The organism is Janthinobacterium lividum (genome assembly GCF_011601275.1).
In the GTDB taxonomy this organism is placed as follows: domain Bacteria; phylum Pseudomonadota; class Gammaproteobacteria; order Burkholderiales; family Burkholderiaceae_D; genus Janthinobacterium; species Janthinobacterium lividum_E.
In genome coordinates this window covers 49,222-65,075 of the sequence record NZ_JAAOLY010000018.1, presented here as the reverse complement: position 1 = coordinate 65,075, position 15,854 = coordinate 49,222, and the positions used below count along the sequence as shown (strand labels likewise).

Below are 15,854 nucleotides of genomic sequence, written 5' to 3'. Positions count from 1 at the left end.
TCCTTATTCTGAGAACACGACGCCGCGCGCGGCACCGAAGGCATACAAAAATTCAATGAACTGCGCGGCTTCCTTCACGTAGAAGTCGCTGGTCTGGACGCCTAACTGCACGATGCGGCGCCCGTCGAAGCTGGGCGTAACGCGTCCGTCGTGGTGCAGCGGCGTGCCAGCCAAGCGCATTTCGTCGGCGAATTCGTCCACCAGTAGCCGCTTCATGTCGTCGGCGTCCCACTTGCGCCCGATGTGCTCGACCTGCTTGGCGATCTCGCCGATCATGGCGTGGTACTTTTCTTCCTGGGCGCGTTTCTTCTTCGGCTCGGAAAACACCACCATCCAGCCGGGCGGCGCGGTCTTGGCGAATTCAATCGCCCGGCGCCGCGCCTCGTCGTGTACGAGGAAGTAGGTCTGCTTCGTCATGGCGGTACTCCCGCCGTGCGGCGCGCCATCATGCCGGCACCGCCTCGGCCGCCAGCCGCTGGGCCGCGTCGTATTGCTCGATGCCCCAGGCCAACGCGTAGCAGCACCAGAGGAAGCGGGGCGTGTATTCCTTAGTATCGACCTCCCAAAAATCGGTGAACTCGAACTTTGTATCCAGGCCATGGAATGCTTTCCAGGCATCGCCGGCGTGGGTGAAGTCGTTCGCGGCGTCGAAACATCGCACCTCGTTGCTGTCCGCGCTCAGCACCTCCGACTCGACCTCGGCGCGCAGCTCGGCATAGGCCTCAGCCCACAGCGCAAGCTGTTCAGGCTCGTCGTCGCCCGGCTTGTCGCCCTCTGCTTGCTGGTCCACCCAGTCATTTATCTGGCGCGTGAACTCATCGTGACTGTGTCTTGTCACGCCGGTGTTGTCGGCTGCCTCGATTTTCTCGGCCCAGTAGCGCCGATCGATGCCGTCCAGGCGTCCGTTCTTGCGGAAGAAGCCGAACATGTCTTGCGTGCGCTGGAAAACGTAGGTGCCCATGTCGCCGCTGTAGCACAGGAAACCCGGCCAAGTAACCAGATCGAAGAACATGTTGCTGCTGTCCGGCTGCTTGAACCGGATGTGGCGGTGCACGCCGTCATCACGGATCACGATCATTTCGTGCTTGGCTACGTCGCGCAGGAAACGTTCTTCGGGACAGGCGGCGCTCATGCTGTCGCCGCCTTCAAAGCTGTCACGTGTTCCAGGTCATAACAGCCGCTGATGCCTTCCAGCCAGATGACCGGTGTATGGCCGCTCAGTACCTGCGCCTCACTGGTGGTGACCGTATCGCGAACCTCTCCACTGTCCAGCTTGACGCTGACGGCCGTGCCGACCAGGTGCGTAGCATTGAATTTGTCGCAGACCGCTTGAAGCTGCGCGGCGGACTTGCGGGCCGGGCGGCCGGTCACGCTGCACCGCCCAGGTCAACCACGTCGATCACGATGCCGCGGCAGTACGGTTCACCGCCTTCCACGATTTCGAACGTGGCGTGCGGGATATCGGTGCGGTAGGTCCAGCTGTAGCCGTCTTCCTTGGCCCACAGGGCATCCACGGCGCGCACCTGTGGCGCCCGGGCGAAATAGTCCTTGAGTGCATCGTCGTCGTGCTGGATATCCTCGCGGAACGGCAGCAGGCCTTTGGCATCGACCAGCGCCACGGTAGGGGCGCCGCGCTCGTCGTCCACCAAGCCACGGAACTCCATCAGGTCGTCGCTGGCGCCAAAGATCACGATCAGGCCGGCCGCCTTGGCCTGCTGCTCTTCTTCCTTGGCCATTTCGCTGCCGTATTCGCGGCCCGTTAGCAGGCCGGCCAGCAGTTCCTTGCTCAGCTTGACCGGCGCCAGCTCGACGGCCGGCGTGCCCATGTTCGTGTACGGGTGCTTGTCGGCATGCGGCTTGATGTGCGCGTAGAAGTGCTTGCCGATGGATTCGGCGCCGGCGAAGGCTGCATACTCTGTGGCCGTGACGTTGGCGTAGTGGTAGACGTCCGCTGGCGCGCCCTTGCGGAAGAACTGCACGGCCAGAGTTTCGGTCGCCGGGCAGTGGCCGATGGCGGCGATCTGCGAGGATTGGATGGCTTGCAGGGTGATTTGTGGTGCTGCGACTGCTGTATTCATTGTTTTCTCCTGGTGGTGGGCGGGGCGGTGTTTATGCGGCTTCGGCGACGAGGCCGGCGCGCGCGGCGGCAAAGTCGAACTTGGCCAGGCGGTCGATGGCCTCGGCCGCCGTCAGGCCGAACTGGTCGAACATCACATCGAGGATGTCGCTGTCGGATGGGTAGAGGTCATCGGCGGCGGCGTCGAGCAGATCGGGGGCTGGCGCTGGGCGGCTCGGTGCCGGCGCGATGGGTGCCGGCGTGCGGCGCATGCCGATGGGGGCGGTAGGCGTGAGCGCCGCAACTTGGACGACGGGCGGCTCGGCGGCGCGCGCTACGGCGAGCTGCGCGGTTTGTTCGGATTGCGCAGCATCATTTGCCAGGCGGTCGGCTTCGACCTGGGCCAGCCTTGTGGCTTCGGCTGCAGCGGCCTGCATGTCCAGCAACTCCTGGCGCTGGCGTGCGATTTCCGCTTGCTCCAGCCGGTTCTGCTCGGCTTGGGCGTCGGCCTGCTTTTTCAATTCAGCGGCATGGGCTTCGCGTTGGCGCAGCGCTTCCGCTTCCTGCTCGGCAGCCAGCGCCGCCCGGCGGTCGTCTTCGGCCTGGCGCTGGGCAGCGATGCGGTCAGTTTCCACTTGGGCGATACGCCGGGCCTCGGCAGCCGCTTCGCGCAGTTGCGCCAGCTCAGCGCGCTCGGCGGCAATGCGGGCGGCTTCTTCTTCGTTCGCGACTGCTGCGGCATGCAGGCTGGCGAGCTTGGCGCTCACTTCGGCCACAACCTTGGCAGCGTCCTTCTCGAATTCGGCAAAGCGCTCCTTATCCACGACGATGGCTGCCACGGTAGCTACGGCCGCCTGAATATCGGTAGCGGACTTGCCCACCAGTTCCAGCGGCGCATCATGGATCGCCGCGATATCAGCCTGGATCGCGGCAATGCGCTCGCGCTCCTTCGTAATCGCGGCTTGCTTTTCGGCCTCGACCTTGGTGTCGTAGGCGTCGCGCAGCTCGAACACGCGATTTTCTTCTGGCGTGATCAGCGCAATCAGGTCTTTTTCCTTGGCAATCACCGCCTTGCTGAAGTCGGTCGCGTCTTTGCGTGCGGCCTCGCCGACGGCCTTGATGCCGGTGCGCAGTTTCAGCAGGTTCATTCCTATGCGGTGTGCCTGCTCGCGGCCGGCGGGATCGATGACGGCGGTGATATCGGTCGAAGCCGCAACCTGTTCCTTAATTTTTTCCTCGTAGTCCACGGCGCCCAGCGCGACGGCCGCGCGCTGCGGCAAGGTGAGGGAGGTGGTAGCCGGCGTGGCCTGGGTGGTTTCGGTGATCATGCTGCCTCCTTGAGTTTGAAAAGAATTTCGCGATCCGATACGCGGCGCGCGAAGGCGGCCAGGTCCAGCACCATTGCGTCAATAAAGTTGTCGTCGCGCATCACGCGCTTGATGTACAGGTCGTTACCGGCGTTGGCCAAGTCGGGCACGTACATGATGAAATCGCACCACTTGCGAGCCGTGATCCACATGCCGCCCTGCATTTGGTGCATGTATTCGGTCAGGTCGCCTGTCTCCAGGATCTCGACGATCTTCACGCTGTCGATTGGCGCCTTGATCTCGATCAGGCCGTCATTGCCCACAAACCCGTCCGTCGAATAGCCGAACAAGCCGTCATCCGTCAGCACCAGCCCCGCCTCGGTGACCATGCACTCGGTGCGCGCTTCGTACGCCATGCGTGCCAGGCGCTCCATTTCGTGGCCGCGATCCAGCACCCAGGCCTTGACAGGTGCACCGTAGGGCTTGCCGCTGATTCGCTCAATGGCCAGGTCGGCGGCATATTTATCCGACGCGACAGACGGATCGCCAGCCTTTCGTTTGCCGGACGTACGGGTTAGGGTAGATACCGCATCGGCGTAGCAGGACGCGGTAATCACGCCGGCGCGGGCCTGATGCCATTCCGGCGAACCTTGGGCGCAGGTAATGAATTTCATGCTGCACCTCCCGCCTTCTCCGCACGCGCCATCAGGCCGTCGTAGTGCGCGGCGAGCATGTTTTGTGTGGATTTCGACAGGCTGGCCCAGCTTGCGGCGAAGACCTCGGCGCCATCGTCGGCGAGCACTTCCATATCGGCGAGTATTTCGGCCGCTGCAGTGGAGAGCGGTTGGGGGGCTGGCTTCTCTGCCTTGGGCGCTGGCTGAGTGACAGTGAGTGCCGCGCCGCGTTCCGTTACTGCTGCCTTGAATGCGTTCGACGCAACGGCATCCTTGGCCTCGTTGATCGCTTTGACACCAGCCTTCCATACGGCTGCTAGATCATCAGCGGTTGGCGCAGCGTTGGCCTTTGCCACCCACTCCAGCGCCAAGGGCGACATTGCAGGCTCGCCAGCATCCTGGCCGCGCAACTCTTCTGGCAAGTCTTCGATGTCTTGCGTGAAAATGTCGGATGCCGCTGTGACGTTCAAAGTCATAGCGATCATGGCGCGCTTGCAAGCCATTTTTAGGACCGTATTTGAAAGGTCGGCTGCTTCCGTGCGCACTTGCACCTTCTTCTCGACGTTGCCTTTATATTTTACAAACTTCAGGCGGCGCATCGTTTCAGGAGTCAGATCGAATTCCTCGGCACATACGGCGGCGCGCCATTTGTACTTCTCTTCGGCGGAGGAACATTCGCCGACGCCTTCGCCCAACATGATGTCGGATACCTGATGCTGGCCGATGCAGGTAACGCGGAAGCGTGCAACCAAGTCGGTGCTGAGATCGAGGATGCGATAGATCGGGGCGATGCGAAAGGTCACGCACAGCACTTCGGCACCTGGCTTGTACAGCGTCGGCTTTGGCGTGCCGGGGATGGTCCCATAGTGGGTGTTGAGCTTCATGATCCCGCGCATCACCTCCTGCACCAAGTTGACGCGTTCGCGGATTTCGGCCAGCGAGTAGCGGTGCACTTCGGCTGCAACTAGCCCGGCGCTCTCCTGGCGCGGCATTTCAATAACTGCGTTCATGACTTTTTCCTTGTGAGTTTTATGATTTCTGCTTTCAACAGCGCCAGGCGAACGGCGTGGACGATGGCGTGGCCGGCATGCCAGTTGCGCAAGGCCTGGCTGGCCACGTCCATCACGGCTTGGCTGACGACGTCCACTGCGCCTCCCGGTGGGCGCGGCCCAGCTGCTTCACGCGCGCGGCGGATGCGTCCAGGTCGATCAGTGCTTCGATCTGCGCGGTGATCAGTTCCTTGCGCATTTCTTCGAGCCCGGCCAGTTCGCGGCGCACGCCGGCCAGGCGCATCTTGTTCATGCGGTGCTGGTGCTGCGCCTGGTAGAAGCGGTGGGCGGCCAGCAGGCGGCGGAGCAGGGCGGTCATGGCGCAACCCCGTCCGAGTAAAAGCCGCTCGCGCAGGTTTCCAAGAACTTGCGGCCGTTCGCCGAGACTCGCGGCGCGCCAGCTTCGGCGCTGTCGAGAATGTCTTCGAGCCAGTCATCCTGTTTGCTCGTCAGGCACAGCTCAAAATTCCGCTGCATCTGGCGCACCTTCGCGATAAGGGCCAGCAGATCGTCGGTGGCCACGGTTTGCTTTCCGCTTCCATCGTGATGGCAAACCGCAACGACCCGGGCGCACATCGCAACATCGAACCAGCCGATGTGGCACTCGTTCACGTCGGCAATTCCCAGCGAGGCTGACAGCCATGCGTATGCAAGATCGCGGGTCATTTCGCCGCTTTGCCACATCGGGTTAAATGCGTCCTTTGCCTGTTTCCTTGCTCGACGCAAGCGGGCATCGGCCAAGGTGCCCAGCGGAATTGCCGTGAAGGGATGAAGGCCGACGTGGCTGTCGCAGTCCGTGCCCGTGCACTTGTAGACCCAGGGCCATTCGCCGAATTCGCGACCACCGTAAATCTGGCTGTTATTGACCAACTCGACGGGCGCTGCGCAATACGGGCACTCGGTGGGCGCCGGCAATGGATTCTTGACGCGAGCCACGGCGCGGCGCGATGGGTTTTGTGGCGTGACCGGCACACTGCGAGGTTTGAGCATGCCAACCTCGATCAGCGCCTTTTGCATGGCGCCGATCATGGACGCACCATCGCCGTCACGCCCAAGGCGCCATCGTCATAGGCCGCGTCCTGTAGCGCACCCAGGTCGCCAATGGCGGGATAGCTGCGCACGCCGTCGGCGGTGCGGATGGTGATGATGTAGCTCATGTTCTGCTCCTCTGGTTAATGGGTTGCTGGCGACCCGGGAAAATCCGTCGGGCGTGTGATTCCTGCGGCTGATGGGCCGCCAACAAAGCAAGGGGCTGGTCACAAATCCAGCTGCTTCAAGGCCGGCCTTCGCTTTAACTGCGCGAAGATCGAGGCGAAGTTCACGCCCATCCCTTGCTCTGTTGGCCGCCGGTTACGCCGACGAGACGGGCCAGGGCGACTAGCCCGTGCTTAAAATCAGGCTGCCGACACCTGCGAAGGGCGGAAGCGCTGGCTTTGCGTCGAGCCGTCCAGCAGCACTTCCAGGAAGTCGCCGCGGGCGCCCGGATGCGTCTGCACAAATTTTCCTGGGCGGTCCGTAGGCGCGGTTTTCGTGCCCTTCACGTTCACTTTTTGGTCTTTTTTGAATTTCGACATGCTGTATTTCCTTCAAGGTTGGTTGTGGCGCCGGGCTTCCCCGGGCGCCTGATCCTCACGAAGATCAATCGGGGCATGCTGATCCCACAGGGCATTTATCTGGCCCGCCGGCCTGTCCCGCCTTGAACTACGGCGCGGGCGACCGCTAAACCTTTGCCAGCTCTGCAGTCCACCCCAGCTCGCGGCCATAAAACGTGCCGCTGCAAGACGCCATACGCGCATCTACTCGCGCCAGCTCATGCGCTTGATTCGGGCTTCCTGCCCAGGCAGTTGCCTCAAAATTTCCGTCCTCAAATTTGATCGACACGTTGTACTTGCGAAGCGTTGCGCGTGCTGTTGGGGCTGTGAATAGACCGGGCAGGGCGTCGCGGGCACTCATACTTCTTTCGTCCGCCAGGGGCCGGTGTAGTTGCGGTAGCCCTCGGCGCGTAGCACGGCGGCAGCGCCGCATTCCAGGTACTGCAACTGACCACGCGGCAGACTGGTACCGAACGAGTTGCAGATTTCCAGGCGGCGCGGGCAGCCGATGCTGGCGACCAAGCCGGCGCAATGGCTGTCGTTGGTGGTTTTGGCGGCGCTGATGTTCGAGTCAATCTTCATGGCGATCAGCCGCGCGCTGGGATTGCGATTGCCGGGATCACTTCGCCGTGGGCGATGAGGACCGCTTCAAGTGCTGCGAGCTCTGCTGGGGACATGTCGTACTCCTGTGTTTGCTATCGATGAATGAATAATAGCAAAGCTATTTTAATAGCGCAATAGCATTGCTAGTAAAAATGCGAAATTTCAATAACGGTGTGCGATAGGCGAAAAAAAGCCCCGAATCGTCGAGGCTGGTATGCGTGCTTAGAAGGGCATTTCGGGAGGCGGTGGCGGCCGGCAGGCCTGCCATTCGATTTTGTCAGCGTTGATCTGGTTGATCAGCGGTCCGATGTCGAACGTGGAGTAGCTGCGCGAGAATCCGCCGACGCGCGGCGCCAGTAGCAGAATAGGCAGGGTAGGGAGGAACTGCTGTGCATGGAACAGGGCGGCCGGGCCAGTAGACGGCCAAGTATGCTCCGGCTCGACCCGGACCACAGCCAGCTGTACTTGCTTGATTTTGATGATGGCGGCGTATAGTTGCACCAGTTAGCTTCAGGCGAAAGATTCTAGTGCACTCACTGCTTCATGCTTTGACGTTACTTCAATCGGGCGCACACCATGTTCTTGAGCAAGCCAAGAAAACTGCGAATTTGAATCATCCGCAAGTTTTCTCAGTTCACCACTGAATTCCAGCATTGGTTGTCTATTAATAATTAAAACGGATTCAGTGCTGGTATTTACAAATTTCCTCGCCGTGATCAGTTCCAGAATTTTGCTTTCGGCTTCCTTGGCTAAATATGGCGCCTGACCTAAAGTCGAAGGAAGGCTTGCAAACTGCACAAGCCATTTTTCATACGCGTAATCTAATGTTACCTGCCGAGTTCCGTCGGGAGAAAATCGTTTGAAAAATCGCTTGCGTCGCTCTTTGTGATCCACTGAAAAATCAGCCTGCACAGATCGCAAGAAGGCCAGCGTAGTTGCGGATGACCTTCGCTGATTAATATCAGCCTCTAGAATATCTTCAACATCGCCGAGGGCGGAAACCATCTGGACAGCGCCAGATATCACTTGCTCCTCTGAAAATGCCTTTATTGAGCGAGGATTTCCTATGGTGAATCCGCCAAACGGTGCGTCCAACTCCTCCAAAGTCAAACCTGCATTGAGTCGAGAAGTCATGAAATCTGCAACATGGCCGAGTATTCCGTGAGCCGAACTCCCTCTCGCAATTCCAAGCATTGCCTTTAGGCGCTTCAGGGGAAGGATAAGATGTGCCGTCGGCGTTAGATCCGAGCTTCCAAGCTCCGGCTCGATGGCAACTAGCGCTGTTATTCGCTCAGCGCTTCCAACCATCGGCTCCCAGTAGACCGGGGCAAATCTCGCCGAAATCTGCGGGAGATCAAATTTTAATCCGTGTTCGATGTCCATAGTGATTCAGCGCTGGGTTGCAAAACTCGTGTTTGAAGGTGCTGCGCTAGGGCAGGGAGTCGTAGTTCAATGGCTGTAATTAGTATAGCAGTGGTAGCTAGAATGTCCCGTATCTTCGGGTCATCAGCAGTCCAGCTAGCCGTACGGGAGCTTAGTAGGCTGAGTTCAATTTTTCGCTTCTCTAACTCAAGGGGCTGATCCAATATGCCATGCGATCCTGGGCGCCTCGCTACCATCTGATCGGCCAGAATATTACACTTAGCTGTGAAGCTAACCAGTGCGGCGCGCAGCTGCGGATCGAAAGGATTTTTACTAAATGGACCTGTCGACATCAGGGCCCGGTCGTGGTCAAACAACCACCAATTTACACCATCAAACAGGGCATTTTGGTGATGTCGGTCATCATTTGCCACCAACTCATCCCAAGCAGCTCCAACTGCCCCAGCATTGCTCGAGCACAGCTTGCTCCAAATAAACTCCTCGGCAGCTGGATTGTTTGCTGTAACTTGAGCGAAAAACGCGTCGGCATTCTTATACTCACTGCCAACAAGCAAAATGTATTCGCCTTTTGCTGTTAAGGGGAGTGAGGGCAGATAACTCTTGGGCGCGATGATAATGCCGGGTGCCGGTACTGGAAGGCGAAGAGCTTGCGCTGCCAAAGCACAAGCCAACTCGACACAGAATGCAAGGTGCCCATCAACCCATTTCGCAATCATTGGGAGCGCACGCGTGGCTAGTGGCGTTGCTACCTGTACCCGCCAGGCTGGGTGAGTATGATTTCCTTCCAGTAGGCAAGCTTCAGATAGCAAAAAATAAACATTTAAACCTGATGCGCTAATGGTATTGGTTGATTTATTATTCATTCTTCGCAATAGAAGGCTACTTGCACAGTAAGTAGATTATTTCAACAGACGTACACCGGTATTTGGCGAGGCAATCCCCATCAACTTGCCCTTGCGATAGAACATGATCTCGCGCGCAGCACCACCAAGGCACGCATCCATATCCGCATAGGTTGTGACCATCTGCAGGCGCTTTGCCTCGGGTTGCTTCTCGATTGCGTACGTCCAATGGACTGTCAGATGGTCGCCCTCGATGTGAGACTTGGCGAATTCGCTGAGGCCGCGCTGCACTTCTTGGGCGGCCGTCTTGTTACAGGGCGCTGCGCCAGCCGCAAATGAAAGAGCGAGACCAGCAGAAAATATTAGTGTTTTTATGATCATAGTGTCAGTCGATATGATTGTTCGTAAAGTGCAGCCTGGTGGGTGAGCCGCACCTTGCGTAGCACTCACAAGCGATCCTTGAAATTGCGTGGCTCAAAGCGCACGACGCGGCCGACGACATTGCAGTCGCTTGTTCTGCAAGGCTCCTGCTGGAAATCAGGATTTTCCGATGTCAGATACCATTCGCGGCGCTCATATTTCAAGCGTTTCACGACCGGTTCACCTTTGTAGTTCAATGCGAAAACTCCGCCGTTCACGCGGTTTTTGTCCTTGACGTTCACTACGGCAATGTCTCCCTCGTACATCATCGGGACCATGCTGTCGCCTTTGATCTTGATGGCTAGAAGGGCATTTGGAGTGAGGTCATTCTCTTCAAGCCATTGACGAGGGACGTGTAGATGTCCTCCGTCCTCAAAAGTATGATCTGCCTCAAACCCTGTAATCCCCGCGCGCAGATGCTCAGGCACCATGCGAATGCGAACCATCACCGGCGCCATATCCTCATCATCCGTTACTGGGCTGGCGCCTGGCACGCTCTGCGCGCCAGCTGATGCGCCGGTATGGGAGGCCGCTGCGGCAATTTCTTTAGCAATTGTTGGGCTAATTTCTTCGACATTCACGCCCAAGCCACGGGCAAAGGCGGTAGCCGCTTTGATATTAAGTGGGCGGCGTGCCGCCACATACTGCCAGACCATGCCCTGAGAGCCGATCTCGAATTTTGCGCCAAATTCAGCCTGGGAAATCTTTGGCTCGCGCGCATCAAAGAGCGACTTCAGTCGCTGCGCGTCTTCAATCTGCCAATTTTCTAAGGCTTTGGGTTCTTTTTTCATAAGCGGAGTATAGCGATGCTATTTAAGAGCGCAACGAGCTATGCTATTGACTTTAATACTAGCAATGCTATTATTGCGACATGAACCTCAAAAACTACCTCATCGAGTCAGGCACGAAGAAGGCTGAATTTGCTCGTGCGATCAACGTTTCTCCTGCGCTGCTGCATCAGTGGATTGAAAACATCCGCCCGGTTGCGATTCGGCACTGCCCAGCCATCGAAAGGGAGACGAGCGGCAGGGTAACGCGTCAAGAGCTTCGCCCTGATGACTGGCACAAGATATGGCCCGAACTGGTCGCTGTCGATCCTGACCACGCCGGCCGCCAGCCGCCCACTACGAACGCCATCTTCGACACCGTGCCGCTGCGGGCCGCTGTCGGCATCGATGTGGGCGCGAAGCCATGATCCGCCTGATCCCAATTTCCCCGCCGCGCCCGGCGGCCGACTTCGTGCGCATCCCGCTGCTCGAACCGCATCAGCCGCCTCGCGGCGCGCCGCTCGAAGAGTGCGCATCGCCCGCCAGCGAGCGCCCACCGTAAAACAGCACCAAGCACCACCCTGCATTTTCGCTGTACCCAAACCCTGTAACACCGACCACCAGGAGAAAACCATGAAGCAGAAACAAAAACGTACCGCACTCGTCAAGGGTTACATCACGGACGACAACAAGGATGCCTTGCAAGCCGCGTGCACTGCGATGCGCAAGAGCGTCAGCGATGTGCTGAACGAATGCACCATCGTAATCATCCGCAATCACCTGGACGCCAGGCCGAAACGGAATGATACGCCGCCGTTTTCCAGCGGAGCTAGGCCCAAATCAGTAAATAACAGGGCCCAGATTTCGCCGGCACCGCGCCCGTGCTTTGGCGTCGTCCCGCGCGTCGTGCGGATGCGGGTTTAACGGCATGGAGGCAGCTATTGAATAAACGTGCCGAGGTTACAGCCGAGGAGAAAGAGCTGGTGTTCCAGCGATCGATGATCTACCGCCAGGCCGAGAAGGACTTGCAGGGCGCCAAAGACGGGGAGGGCGAGAGCGCGGCGAAGGCTGCGCACAAAGAAGCGCGCCAGAAATGGCGCGATGCCACCGACAGGGTGGCGAAGAAATACGAGGTGCCGCGGCGCGAACCGCCGTAACGAACCGCACCCGACAGCTACAGCATCGCATGGCCGGAATCGGCCACTTTAATCACCATCAATTAGGAACATGACATGACGCAAGCAACAACCGAATCGCCGTACCGCTCGCTGGACAACCATGCCGGCAACAATGATTTGCTCGACATGCTGCTGGCCAAGGGCCCGAAGAATGATGCGGCCCTGGCCCGCGCGCTCGAGGTCGCGCCGCCAGTGATTTCCAAGATTCGTCACGGTCGCCTGCCTATCGGTGCCTCATTGCTGATCCGCATGCACGAGGTGTTCGACGTGCCGATCCGCGAGCTCAAGCGCATCGCGCGCGCCGAGGTGGCGGCTTGACCCTGGCGACGTTGCAGCCGGAAGGCGGCGCGCCGACGTATGTACGGCAGGGCGACCAGCAGCACGAGCACGTCGAGAACGAATTGCCGGTCGACCCCGGCCATGTGCGGACCCGCCAGCACTACGAAGCAATGCTGCAGGAACTGCAAGGCCAGAAATGAAAAAAGCCCGCTGGCAGGCGGGCTTCCTTGAAACAACAAAAATTCGCGAAAGAATTTATGACCGAAATTGTACAACACAAAGGCATCACGATAGCGAATACGCTGATCGCGACCGACAGCGCAGGGCGTTTTCGCCTGAACGATTTGCATCAGGCTGCCGGTGGCGAGCGCCGACACGGTCCCTCGCTGTGGCTGGAAAACGAGAAAACCAAGGCTTTGGCCGAGGAAATGACGGATACAGAAATCCCTGTATCGGTAATCAAAGGCGGCCTGAATCAAGGCACCTACGTGTGCCGCGAGCTGGTCTACGCCTACGCCATGTGGATCAGCGCCAAGTTCCACCTGGAAGTCATCCGCACCTTCGACGCGGTGGCCACCGGCCAGGCACCGGCCGCCGCGCCCGCGCGCAGCGCAGTCTCGCCCGCCAAGGAATTCCGCGCGATCTTCGGCATTGCGCGCCTGATCGGGCTCGACAAGAACGCTGCGGCTATCAGCGCGAATCAGGGCACGGCCGCGCTGACCGGCGTGAACATGCTGCAATTGATGGAGCGCACGCACCTGGCCACGCCCAGCCAGGACATTTACTACACGCCAACGGAGCTGGGCAGCCGCTTCGTCAAGAGTGCCAAGGCGTTCAACCAGCTGCTGGTGCAGGCTGGCCTTCAAGAGAGCATTGCCGGCCATTGGGTGCCGACGGAGAAGGGCAGGGAGCATGCCTTCGTGATGGACACCGGTAAGGCGCACTCCAGCGGCACGCCTATTCAGCAAGTGAAATGGCGCGATTCCGTGCTGGCGGAGGTGGCATTGTGAATGGCCTGCAAACTGATAAAGCGGCATCAACTGCCGTCGCGCGGCAGATGCGCAGCACCGCCGACCGGCTGGCCACCGTTGCCGCGTCGATGAAGAAGCTGGGCGCTGCCACCGTGCCAGACCTGGCCGCCGATACCGGCTACAACAAGGAAACGTGCCGCCGCTACCTGAATATGCTGATCGACTGCGGCGCTGCCGAGCTGGTCAGCGCGGGCACCACGCACGTCAGTTCGATCTATGCACCAACCGAAATGAGTGGCGAGATCGAGTTCGACGTGCGCCGGGTGAGTACGAAGACCTGGACGCAAGGACAGGGAATGCGTGATCCGCTGGTGGCGGCGTTGTTTGGCGCGCCTGTACTGATGATCGCGGTCAGCCCGCCTTGTGCTCACTTCGCACCGCGTACCGTCGAGGTGCATTCATGAGGCGCGACGACTTCACTATGTCGCTGGACCTTGGAAGCGAGTTGATTATCGACAACTTTGCGGGCGGAGGCGGAACCAGTACAGGCCTGGAGCGCGCCTTCGGCCGTCCGGTCGATATCGCCATCAACCACGATCCCGAGGCGCTGGCCATGCACGCCATCAACCACCCGCACACCAAGCACCTGTGCGAAAGCGTGTGGGACGTCGATCCCATCGAAGTCACGGGCAATCAGCCTGTGGGCCTGGTCTGGCTGTCGCCGGATTGCAAGCATTTCTCCAAGGCCAAGGGCGGTAAGCCGGTCGAAAAGCGCATACGCGGCCTGGCTTGGGTAACGCTGCGCTGGGCCGCCAAGTGCAAGCCACGCGTGATCATGCTCGAGAACGTCGAGGAGTTCAAAACGTGGGGCCCGTTGCTGGTGGCCGCCGACGGCACGAGCAAGCCGGATCCGGCCAAGCGCGGCAAGACCTTCGACAGCTTCGTGCGCCAGCTGCGCGCGCACGGCTACACGGTCGACCACCGCGAGCTGCGCGCCAGCGACCACGATACGCCGACCATCCGCAAGCGCTTCTTCCTAGTGGCGCGCCGCGATGGCCTGCCGATCCGCTGGCCCGACGCCACGCACGGCGCGCCGACGTCGCCGGCGGTGCTGGCCGGCAAGCTGCTGCCGCACCGCACGGCCGCCGAATGCATTGACTGGTCGATCCCATGCCCGTCGATCTTCGAGCGCAAGCGCCCACTGGCGGACGCCACGATGCGCCGCATCGCCAAGGGCATCATGCGCTATGTAGTTGATTCGGCTGCGCCATTCATCGTTGGCCAGGGCGGGCCGATCTACGGCGGCAAGCCCGTATCCGCTGCGCAGCCGTTTGGCACGCTGACCACCGAAAACCATCGCGCCGTCGTCGTGCCGAGTATCGTCCCGGTCACGCACCAGGGCGGGGACCGCAGCGAATCGATCAACGAGCCATTCCGCACGATCACCGGCGCACAGCGCGGCGAGAAGGCGCTGGCCGTGGCTGAGCTTGCGCCATTTGTCATGACCAACACGACCGGCCACGCCGGCGCCAGTGCCGACACGCCAGTGCCGACGATCACATCGGCCGGCAATCAGGCGCTGGCCGCTGCCACGCTGGTGCAGGTCGGCTACGGCGAGCGCGAAGGCCAGGCACCGCGCGCGCTCGACATCGAGAAGCCGCTGGGTACCGTCGTGGGCGGCGCCAGCAAGCATGCCCTGGTCACGGCCTTCCTGAACGAGCACGCTAACAGCAGCAATCAACGCGTCATGCCGGCTGACGAGCCGCTGCGCACCATCTGCGCCCAGGTCAAGGGCGGGCATTTCAGCATGGTAGCGGCATCGCTGGTTGGCGTGGGCGGCCGTGCCGGTGATAGCCGTCCGCGCGGCGCCGACGAGCCGATGGCCACTATCGCGGCCAAGGCCGATACGGCGATCGCTACCGCCTTCTTGGCAAAACATTATACGGGCGTGGTTGGTTCGGATCTGGACGCGCCCATTGGCACCGTGACCAGCTGCGACCACCACAGCCTGGTGACCGCGCACATCACGAAATTCCGCACCGGGTCGACCGGCAGCGAATTGAGCGAGCCGCTGCCGACGATCACGGCCGGGCCTAAGGACAACCCGGCCGGCGCGCCGCATGCGCTGGGCCTGGTGACGGCGCATATACAGCGCGACATGGGCAAGAGCATCGGGCATGCGGTCGACGCGCCACTGGGCACGGTTACGGCCGGTGGTGGAGGCAAGTCGGCACTGGTGGCCAGCAGCCTGGTCAAACTGCGCGGCACCAGCACGGCGACCAGCATGGACGAGCCGCTGCACACGATTAGCGCCGGCGGCCAGCACCACGCCGAGGTGCGTTCGTTCCTGCTGGCCTACTACGGTACCGACCAGGCGCAGCAGCTGGGCGACCCGCTGGCCACCGTCACCAGCCGCGACCGTTTCGGCCTTGTCACGATCCAGGGGCAGGACTACCAGATCGTGGATATTGGCTTGCGCATGCTCGCGCCACACGAACTGTACCGCGCGCAGGGCTTCCCGGCCGGCTACATCATCGACGAAATCCCCGACCCGGCGCTGCTGTTCGTCGACGGCCAGCAGACCACCAGCGACCCGCTGGCCCTGCCGCGCGTGCCGCTGACGAAATCCGCCCAGGTGCGCATGTGCGGCAATTCAGTCTGCCCGCCGCTGTCCGAGGCGCTGATTCGCGCCAACTTCACGCATGAGCGCGAGATTGCGAGGGCGGCATGAGT

25 protein-coding genes and 1 pseudogene are annotated in these 15,854 nt (G+C 60.5%); 9 read left to right on the top strand and 17 right to left on the bottom strand.

Translation table 11 applies throughout. The features are described 5' to 3' along the window. Positions 1–3: 3 nt before the first annotated feature. The 17 genes from GYK42_RS23625 to GYK42_RS23545 form a co-directional block, all read right to left on the bottom strand. A complete protein-coding gene (locus GYK42_RS23625; RefSeq protein WP_166449479.1) occupies positions 4–417 on the bottom strand; it encodes a recombination protein NinB in 414 nt (137 codons plus the stop codon). A 28-nt stretch (positions 418–445) separates the two neighbouring features. After that, positions 446–1,132: a hypothetical protein gene (locus GYK42_RS23620; protein WP_166449478.1), complete on the bottom strand. Its 687-nt coding sequence runs from the start codon at positions 1,130–1,132 to the stop codon at positions 446–448. Further along, the gene (locus tag GYK42_RS23615) at positions 1,129–1,371 is read right to left on the bottom strand and encodes a hypothetical protein (protein WP_166449477.1); all 243 of its coding nucleotides are present in this window, start codon (positions 1,369–1,371) and stop codon (positions 1,129–1,131) included. The genes GYK42_RS23620 and GYK42_RS23615 overlap by 4 nt, the downstream gene beginning before the upstream one ends. After that, positions 1,368–2,078: a KTSC domain-containing protein gene (locus GYK42_RS29125; RefSeq protein WP_205711524.1), complete on the bottom strand. Its 711-nt coding sequence runs from the start codon at positions 2,076–2,078 to the stop codon at positions 1,368–1,370. The genes GYK42_RS23615 and GYK42_RS29125 overlap by 4 nt, the downstream gene beginning before the upstream one ends. 31 nt (positions 2,079–2,109) lie before the next feature. Then, positions 2,110–3,384: a hypothetical protein gene (locus GYK42_RS23600; protein WP_166449476.1), complete on the bottom strand. Its 1,275-nt coding sequence runs from the start codon at positions 3,382–3,384 to the stop codon at positions 2,110–2,112. Continuing rightward, a complete protein-coding gene (locus GYK42_RS23595; RefSeq protein WP_166449475.1) occupies positions 3,381–4,037 on the bottom strand; it encodes a lambda exonuclease family protein in 657 nt (218 codons plus the stop codon). The genes GYK42_RS23600 and GYK42_RS23595 overlap by 4 nt, the downstream gene beginning before the upstream one ends. Then, complete coding sequence (locus GYK42_RS23590; RefSeq protein WP_205711523.1) at positions 4,034–5,047, bottom strand: hypothetical protein; 1,014 nt, start codon at positions 5,045–5,047, stop codon at positions 4,034–4,036. Before GYK42_RS23590 ends, GYK42_RS23595 begins: the two co-directional genes overlap by 4 nt. Before the next feature lie 112 nt (positions 5,048–5,159). Beyond that, entirely contained in the window at positions 5,160–5,405 is a 246-nt protein-coding gene (locus tag GYK42_RS23585; protein ID WP_166449474.1) for a hypothetical protein, read from the bottom strand. Then, positions 5,402–6,115: a zinc-finger-containing protein gene (locus GYK42_RS23580; protein ID WP_240943761.1), complete on the bottom strand. Its 714-nt coding sequence runs from the start codon at positions 6,113–6,115 to the stop codon at positions 5,402–5,404. Before GYK42_RS23580 ends, GYK42_RS23585 begins: the two co-directional genes overlap by 4 nt. After that, positions 6,112–6,243 (bottom strand): hypothetical protein, encoded by a 132-nt coding sequence (locus GYK42_RS29615; RefSeq protein WP_277346671.1) that lies wholly within the window; start codon positions 6,241–6,243, stop codon positions 6,112–6,114. Before GYK42_RS29615 ends, GYK42_RS23580 begins: the two co-directional genes overlap by 4 nt. Positions 6,244–6,480: 237 nt before the next feature. After that, positions 6,481–6,660: a hypothetical protein gene (locus GYK42_RS23575; RefSeq protein WP_166449473.1), complete on the bottom strand. Its 180-nt coding sequence runs from the start codon at positions 6,658–6,660 to the stop codon at positions 6,481–6,483. A 375-nt stretch (positions 6,661–7,035) separates the two neighbouring features. Next, a complete protein-coding gene (locus GYK42_RS23570) occupies positions 7,036–7,260 on the bottom strand; it encodes a hypothetical protein (RefSeq protein WP_166449472.1) in 225 nt (74 codons plus the stop codon). A gap of 243 nt (positions 7,261–7,503) precedes the next feature. Further along, positions 7,504–7,782, bottom strand: coding sequence for a hypothetical protein (locus tag GYK42_RS23565; RefSeq protein WP_166449471.1), 279 nt, complete (start codon positions 7,780–7,782; stop codon positions 7,504–7,506). A gap of 9 nt (positions 7,783–7,791) precedes the next feature. Beyond that, positions 7,792–8,664, bottom strand: a complete 873-nt coding sequence (locus GYK42_RS23560) for a hypothetical protein (RefSeq protein ID WP_166449470.1) — start codon at positions 8,662–8,664, stop codon at positions 7,792–7,794. Next, complete coding sequence (locus tag GYK42_RS23555; protein WP_166449469.1) at positions 8,643–9,527, bottom strand: hypothetical protein; 885 nt, start codon at positions 9,525–9,527, stop codon at positions 8,643–8,645. Before GYK42_RS23555 ends, GYK42_RS23560 begins: the two co-directional genes overlap by 22 nt. 36 nt (positions 9,528–9,563) lie before the next feature. Next, positions 9,564–9,887 (bottom strand): hypothetical protein, encoded by a 324-nt coding sequence (locus GYK42_RS23550; RefSeq protein ID WP_166449468.1) that lies wholly within the window; start codon positions 9,885–9,887, stop codon positions 9,564–9,566. Between the two features lie 65 nt (positions 9,888–9,952). Next, on the bottom strand, positions 9,953–10,717 hold the full coding sequence (locus tag GYK42_RS23545) for a S24 family peptidase (protein ID WP_166449467.1): 765 nt from the start codon (positions 10,715–10,717) through the stop codon (positions 9,953–9,955). 80 nt (positions 10,718–10,797) lie between these two features. On the opposite strand from GYK42_RS23545, the gene GYK42_RS23540 reads away from it, so the two are divergent. The 9 genes and pseudogenes from GYK42_RS23540 to GYK42_RS23500 all read left to right on the top strand — a co-directional run bounded on the left by GYK42_RS23540 (position 10,798) and on the right by GYK42_RS23500 (position 15,852). Further along, entirely contained in the window at positions 10,798–11,121 is a 324-nt protein-coding gene (locus tag GYK42_RS23540) for a transcriptional regulator (RefSeq protein ID WP_166449466.1), read from the top strand. Next, positions 11,118–11,255, top strand: coding sequence for a hypothetical protein (locus tag GYK42_RS23535; RefSeq protein ID WP_166449465.1), 138 nt, complete (start codon positions 11,118–11,120; stop codon positions 11,253–11,255). The genes GYK42_RS23540 and GYK42_RS23535 overlap by 4 nt, the downstream gene beginning before the upstream one ends. 71 nt (positions 11,256–11,326) lie before the next feature. Beyond that, positions 11,327–11,617 (top strand): hypothetical protein, encoded by a 291-nt coding sequence (locus tag GYK42_RS23530; protein WP_166449464.1) that lies wholly within the window; start codon positions 11,327–11,329, stop codon positions 11,615–11,617. Between the two features lie 17 nt (positions 11,618–11,634). Further along, entirely contained in the window at positions 11,635–11,850 is a 216-nt protein-coding gene (locus GYK42_RS23525; RefSeq protein ID WP_166449463.1) for a hypothetical protein, read from the top strand. Between the two features lie 75 nt (positions 11,851–11,925). Next, a pseudogene (locus GYK42_RS23520) lies at positions 11,926–12,165 on the top strand (helix-turn-helix domain-containing protein); the annotation flags it as partial. Positions 12,166–12,185: 20 nt separating this feature from the next. Beyond that, a complete protein-coding gene (locus GYK42_RS23515) occupies positions 12,186–12,350 on the top strand; it encodes a hypothetical protein (RefSeq protein WP_166449461.1) in 165 nt (54 codons plus the stop codon). A gap of 27 nt (positions 12,351–12,377) precedes the next feature. Further along, the gene (locus GYK42_RS23510) at positions 12,378–13,160 is read left to right on the top strand and encodes a KilA-N domain-containing protein (protein WP_205711522.1); all 783 of its coding nucleotides are present in this window, start codon (positions 12,378–12,380) and stop codon (positions 13,158–13,160) included. Continuing rightward, entirely contained in the window at positions 13,157–13,585 is a 429-nt protein-coding gene (locus tag GYK42_RS23505) for a hypothetical protein (protein WP_166449460.1), read from the top strand. Before GYK42_RS23510 ends, GYK42_RS23505 begins: the two co-directional genes overlap by 4 nt. Further along, entirely contained in the window at positions 13,582–15,852 is a 2,271-nt protein-coding gene (locus GYK42_RS23500; protein WP_166449459.1) for a DNA cytosine methyltransferase, read from the top strand. The genes GYK42_RS23505 and GYK42_RS23500 overlap by 4 nt, the downstream gene beginning before the upstream one ends. Positions 15,853–15,854: the final 2 nt, after the last annotated feature.

Excerpts from the sequence above, each read along its gene's own strand:
- GYK42_RS23625 (WP_166449479.1), bottom strand. The coding sequence starts at position 417 with ATGACGAAGCAGACCTACTTCCTCGTACACGACGAGGCGCGGCGCCGG.
- GYK42_RS23620 (WP_166449478.1), bottom strand. The coding sequence starts at position 1,132 with ATGAGCGCCGCCTGTCCCGAAGAACGTTTCCTGCGCGACGTAGCCAAG.
- GYK42_RS29125 (WP_205711524.1), bottom strand. The coding sequence starts at position 2,078 with ATGAATACAGCAGTCGCAGCACCACAAATCACCCTGCAAGCCATCCAA.
- GYK42_RS23600 (WP_166449476.1), bottom strand. The coding sequence starts at position 3,384 with ATGATCACCGAAACCACCCAGGCCACGCCGGCTACCACCTCCCTCACC.
- GYK42_RS23595 (WP_166449475.1), bottom strand. The coding sequence starts at position 4,037 with ATGAAATTCATTACCTGCGCCCAAGGTTCGCCGGAATGGCATCAGGCC.
- GYK42_RS23590 (WP_205711523.1), bottom strand. The coding sequence starts at position 5,047 with ATGAACGCAGTTATTGAAATGCCGCGCCAGGAGAGCGCCGGGCTAGTT.
- GYK42_RS23585 (WP_166449474.1), bottom strand. The coding sequence starts at position 5,405 with ATGACCGCCCTGCTCCGCCGCCTGCTGGCCGCCCACCGCTTCTACCAG.
- GYK42_RS23580 (WP_240943761.1), bottom strand. The coding sequence starts at position 6,115 with ATGATCGGCGCCATGCAAAAGGCGCTGATCGAGGTTGGCATGCTCAAA.
- GYK42_RS29615 (WP_277346671.1), bottom strand. The coding sequence starts at position 6,243 with ATGAGCTACATCATCACCATCCGCACCGCCGACGGCGTGCGCAGCTAT.
- GYK42_RS23575 (WP_166449473.1), bottom strand. The coding sequence starts at position 6,660 with ATGTCGAAATTCAAAAAAGACCAAAAAGTGAACGTGAAGGGCACGAAA.
- GYK42_RS23570 (WP_166449472.1), bottom strand. The coding sequence starts at position 7,260 with ATGAAGATTGACTCGAACATCAGCGCCGCCAAAACCACCAACGACAGC.
- GYK42_RS23560 (WP_166449470.1), bottom strand. The coding sequence starts at position 8,664 with ATGGACATCGAACACGGATTAAAATTTGATCTCCCGCAGATTTCGGCG.
- GYK42_RS23555 (WP_166449469.1), bottom strand. The coding sequence starts at position 9,527 with ATGAATAATAAATCAACCAATACCATTAGCGCATCAGGTTTAAATGTT.
- GYK42_RS23550 (WP_166449468.1), bottom strand. The coding sequence starts at position 9,887 with ATGATCATAAAAACACTAATATTTTCTGCTGGTCTCGCTCTTTCATTT.
- GYK42_RS23545 (WP_166449467.1), bottom strand. The coding sequence starts at position 10,717 with ATGAAAAAAGAACCCAAAGCCTTAGAAAATTGGCAGATTGAAGACGCG.
- GYK42_RS23540 (WP_166449466.1), top strand. The coding sequence starts at position 10,798 with ATGAACCTCAAAAACTACCTCATCGAGTCAGGCACGAAGAAGGCTGAA.
- GYK42_RS23535 (WP_166449465.1), top strand. The coding sequence starts at position 11,118 with ATGATCCGCCTGATCCCAATTTCCCCGCCGCGCCCGGCGGCCGACTTC.
- GYK42_RS23530 (WP_166449464.1), top strand. The coding sequence starts at position 11,327 with ATGAAGCAGAAACAAAAACGTACCGCACTCGTCAAGGGTTACATCACG.
- GYK42_RS23500 (WP_166449459.1), top strand. The coding sequence starts at position 13,582 with ATGAGGCGCGACGACTTCACTATGTCGCTGGACCTTGGAAGCGAGTTG.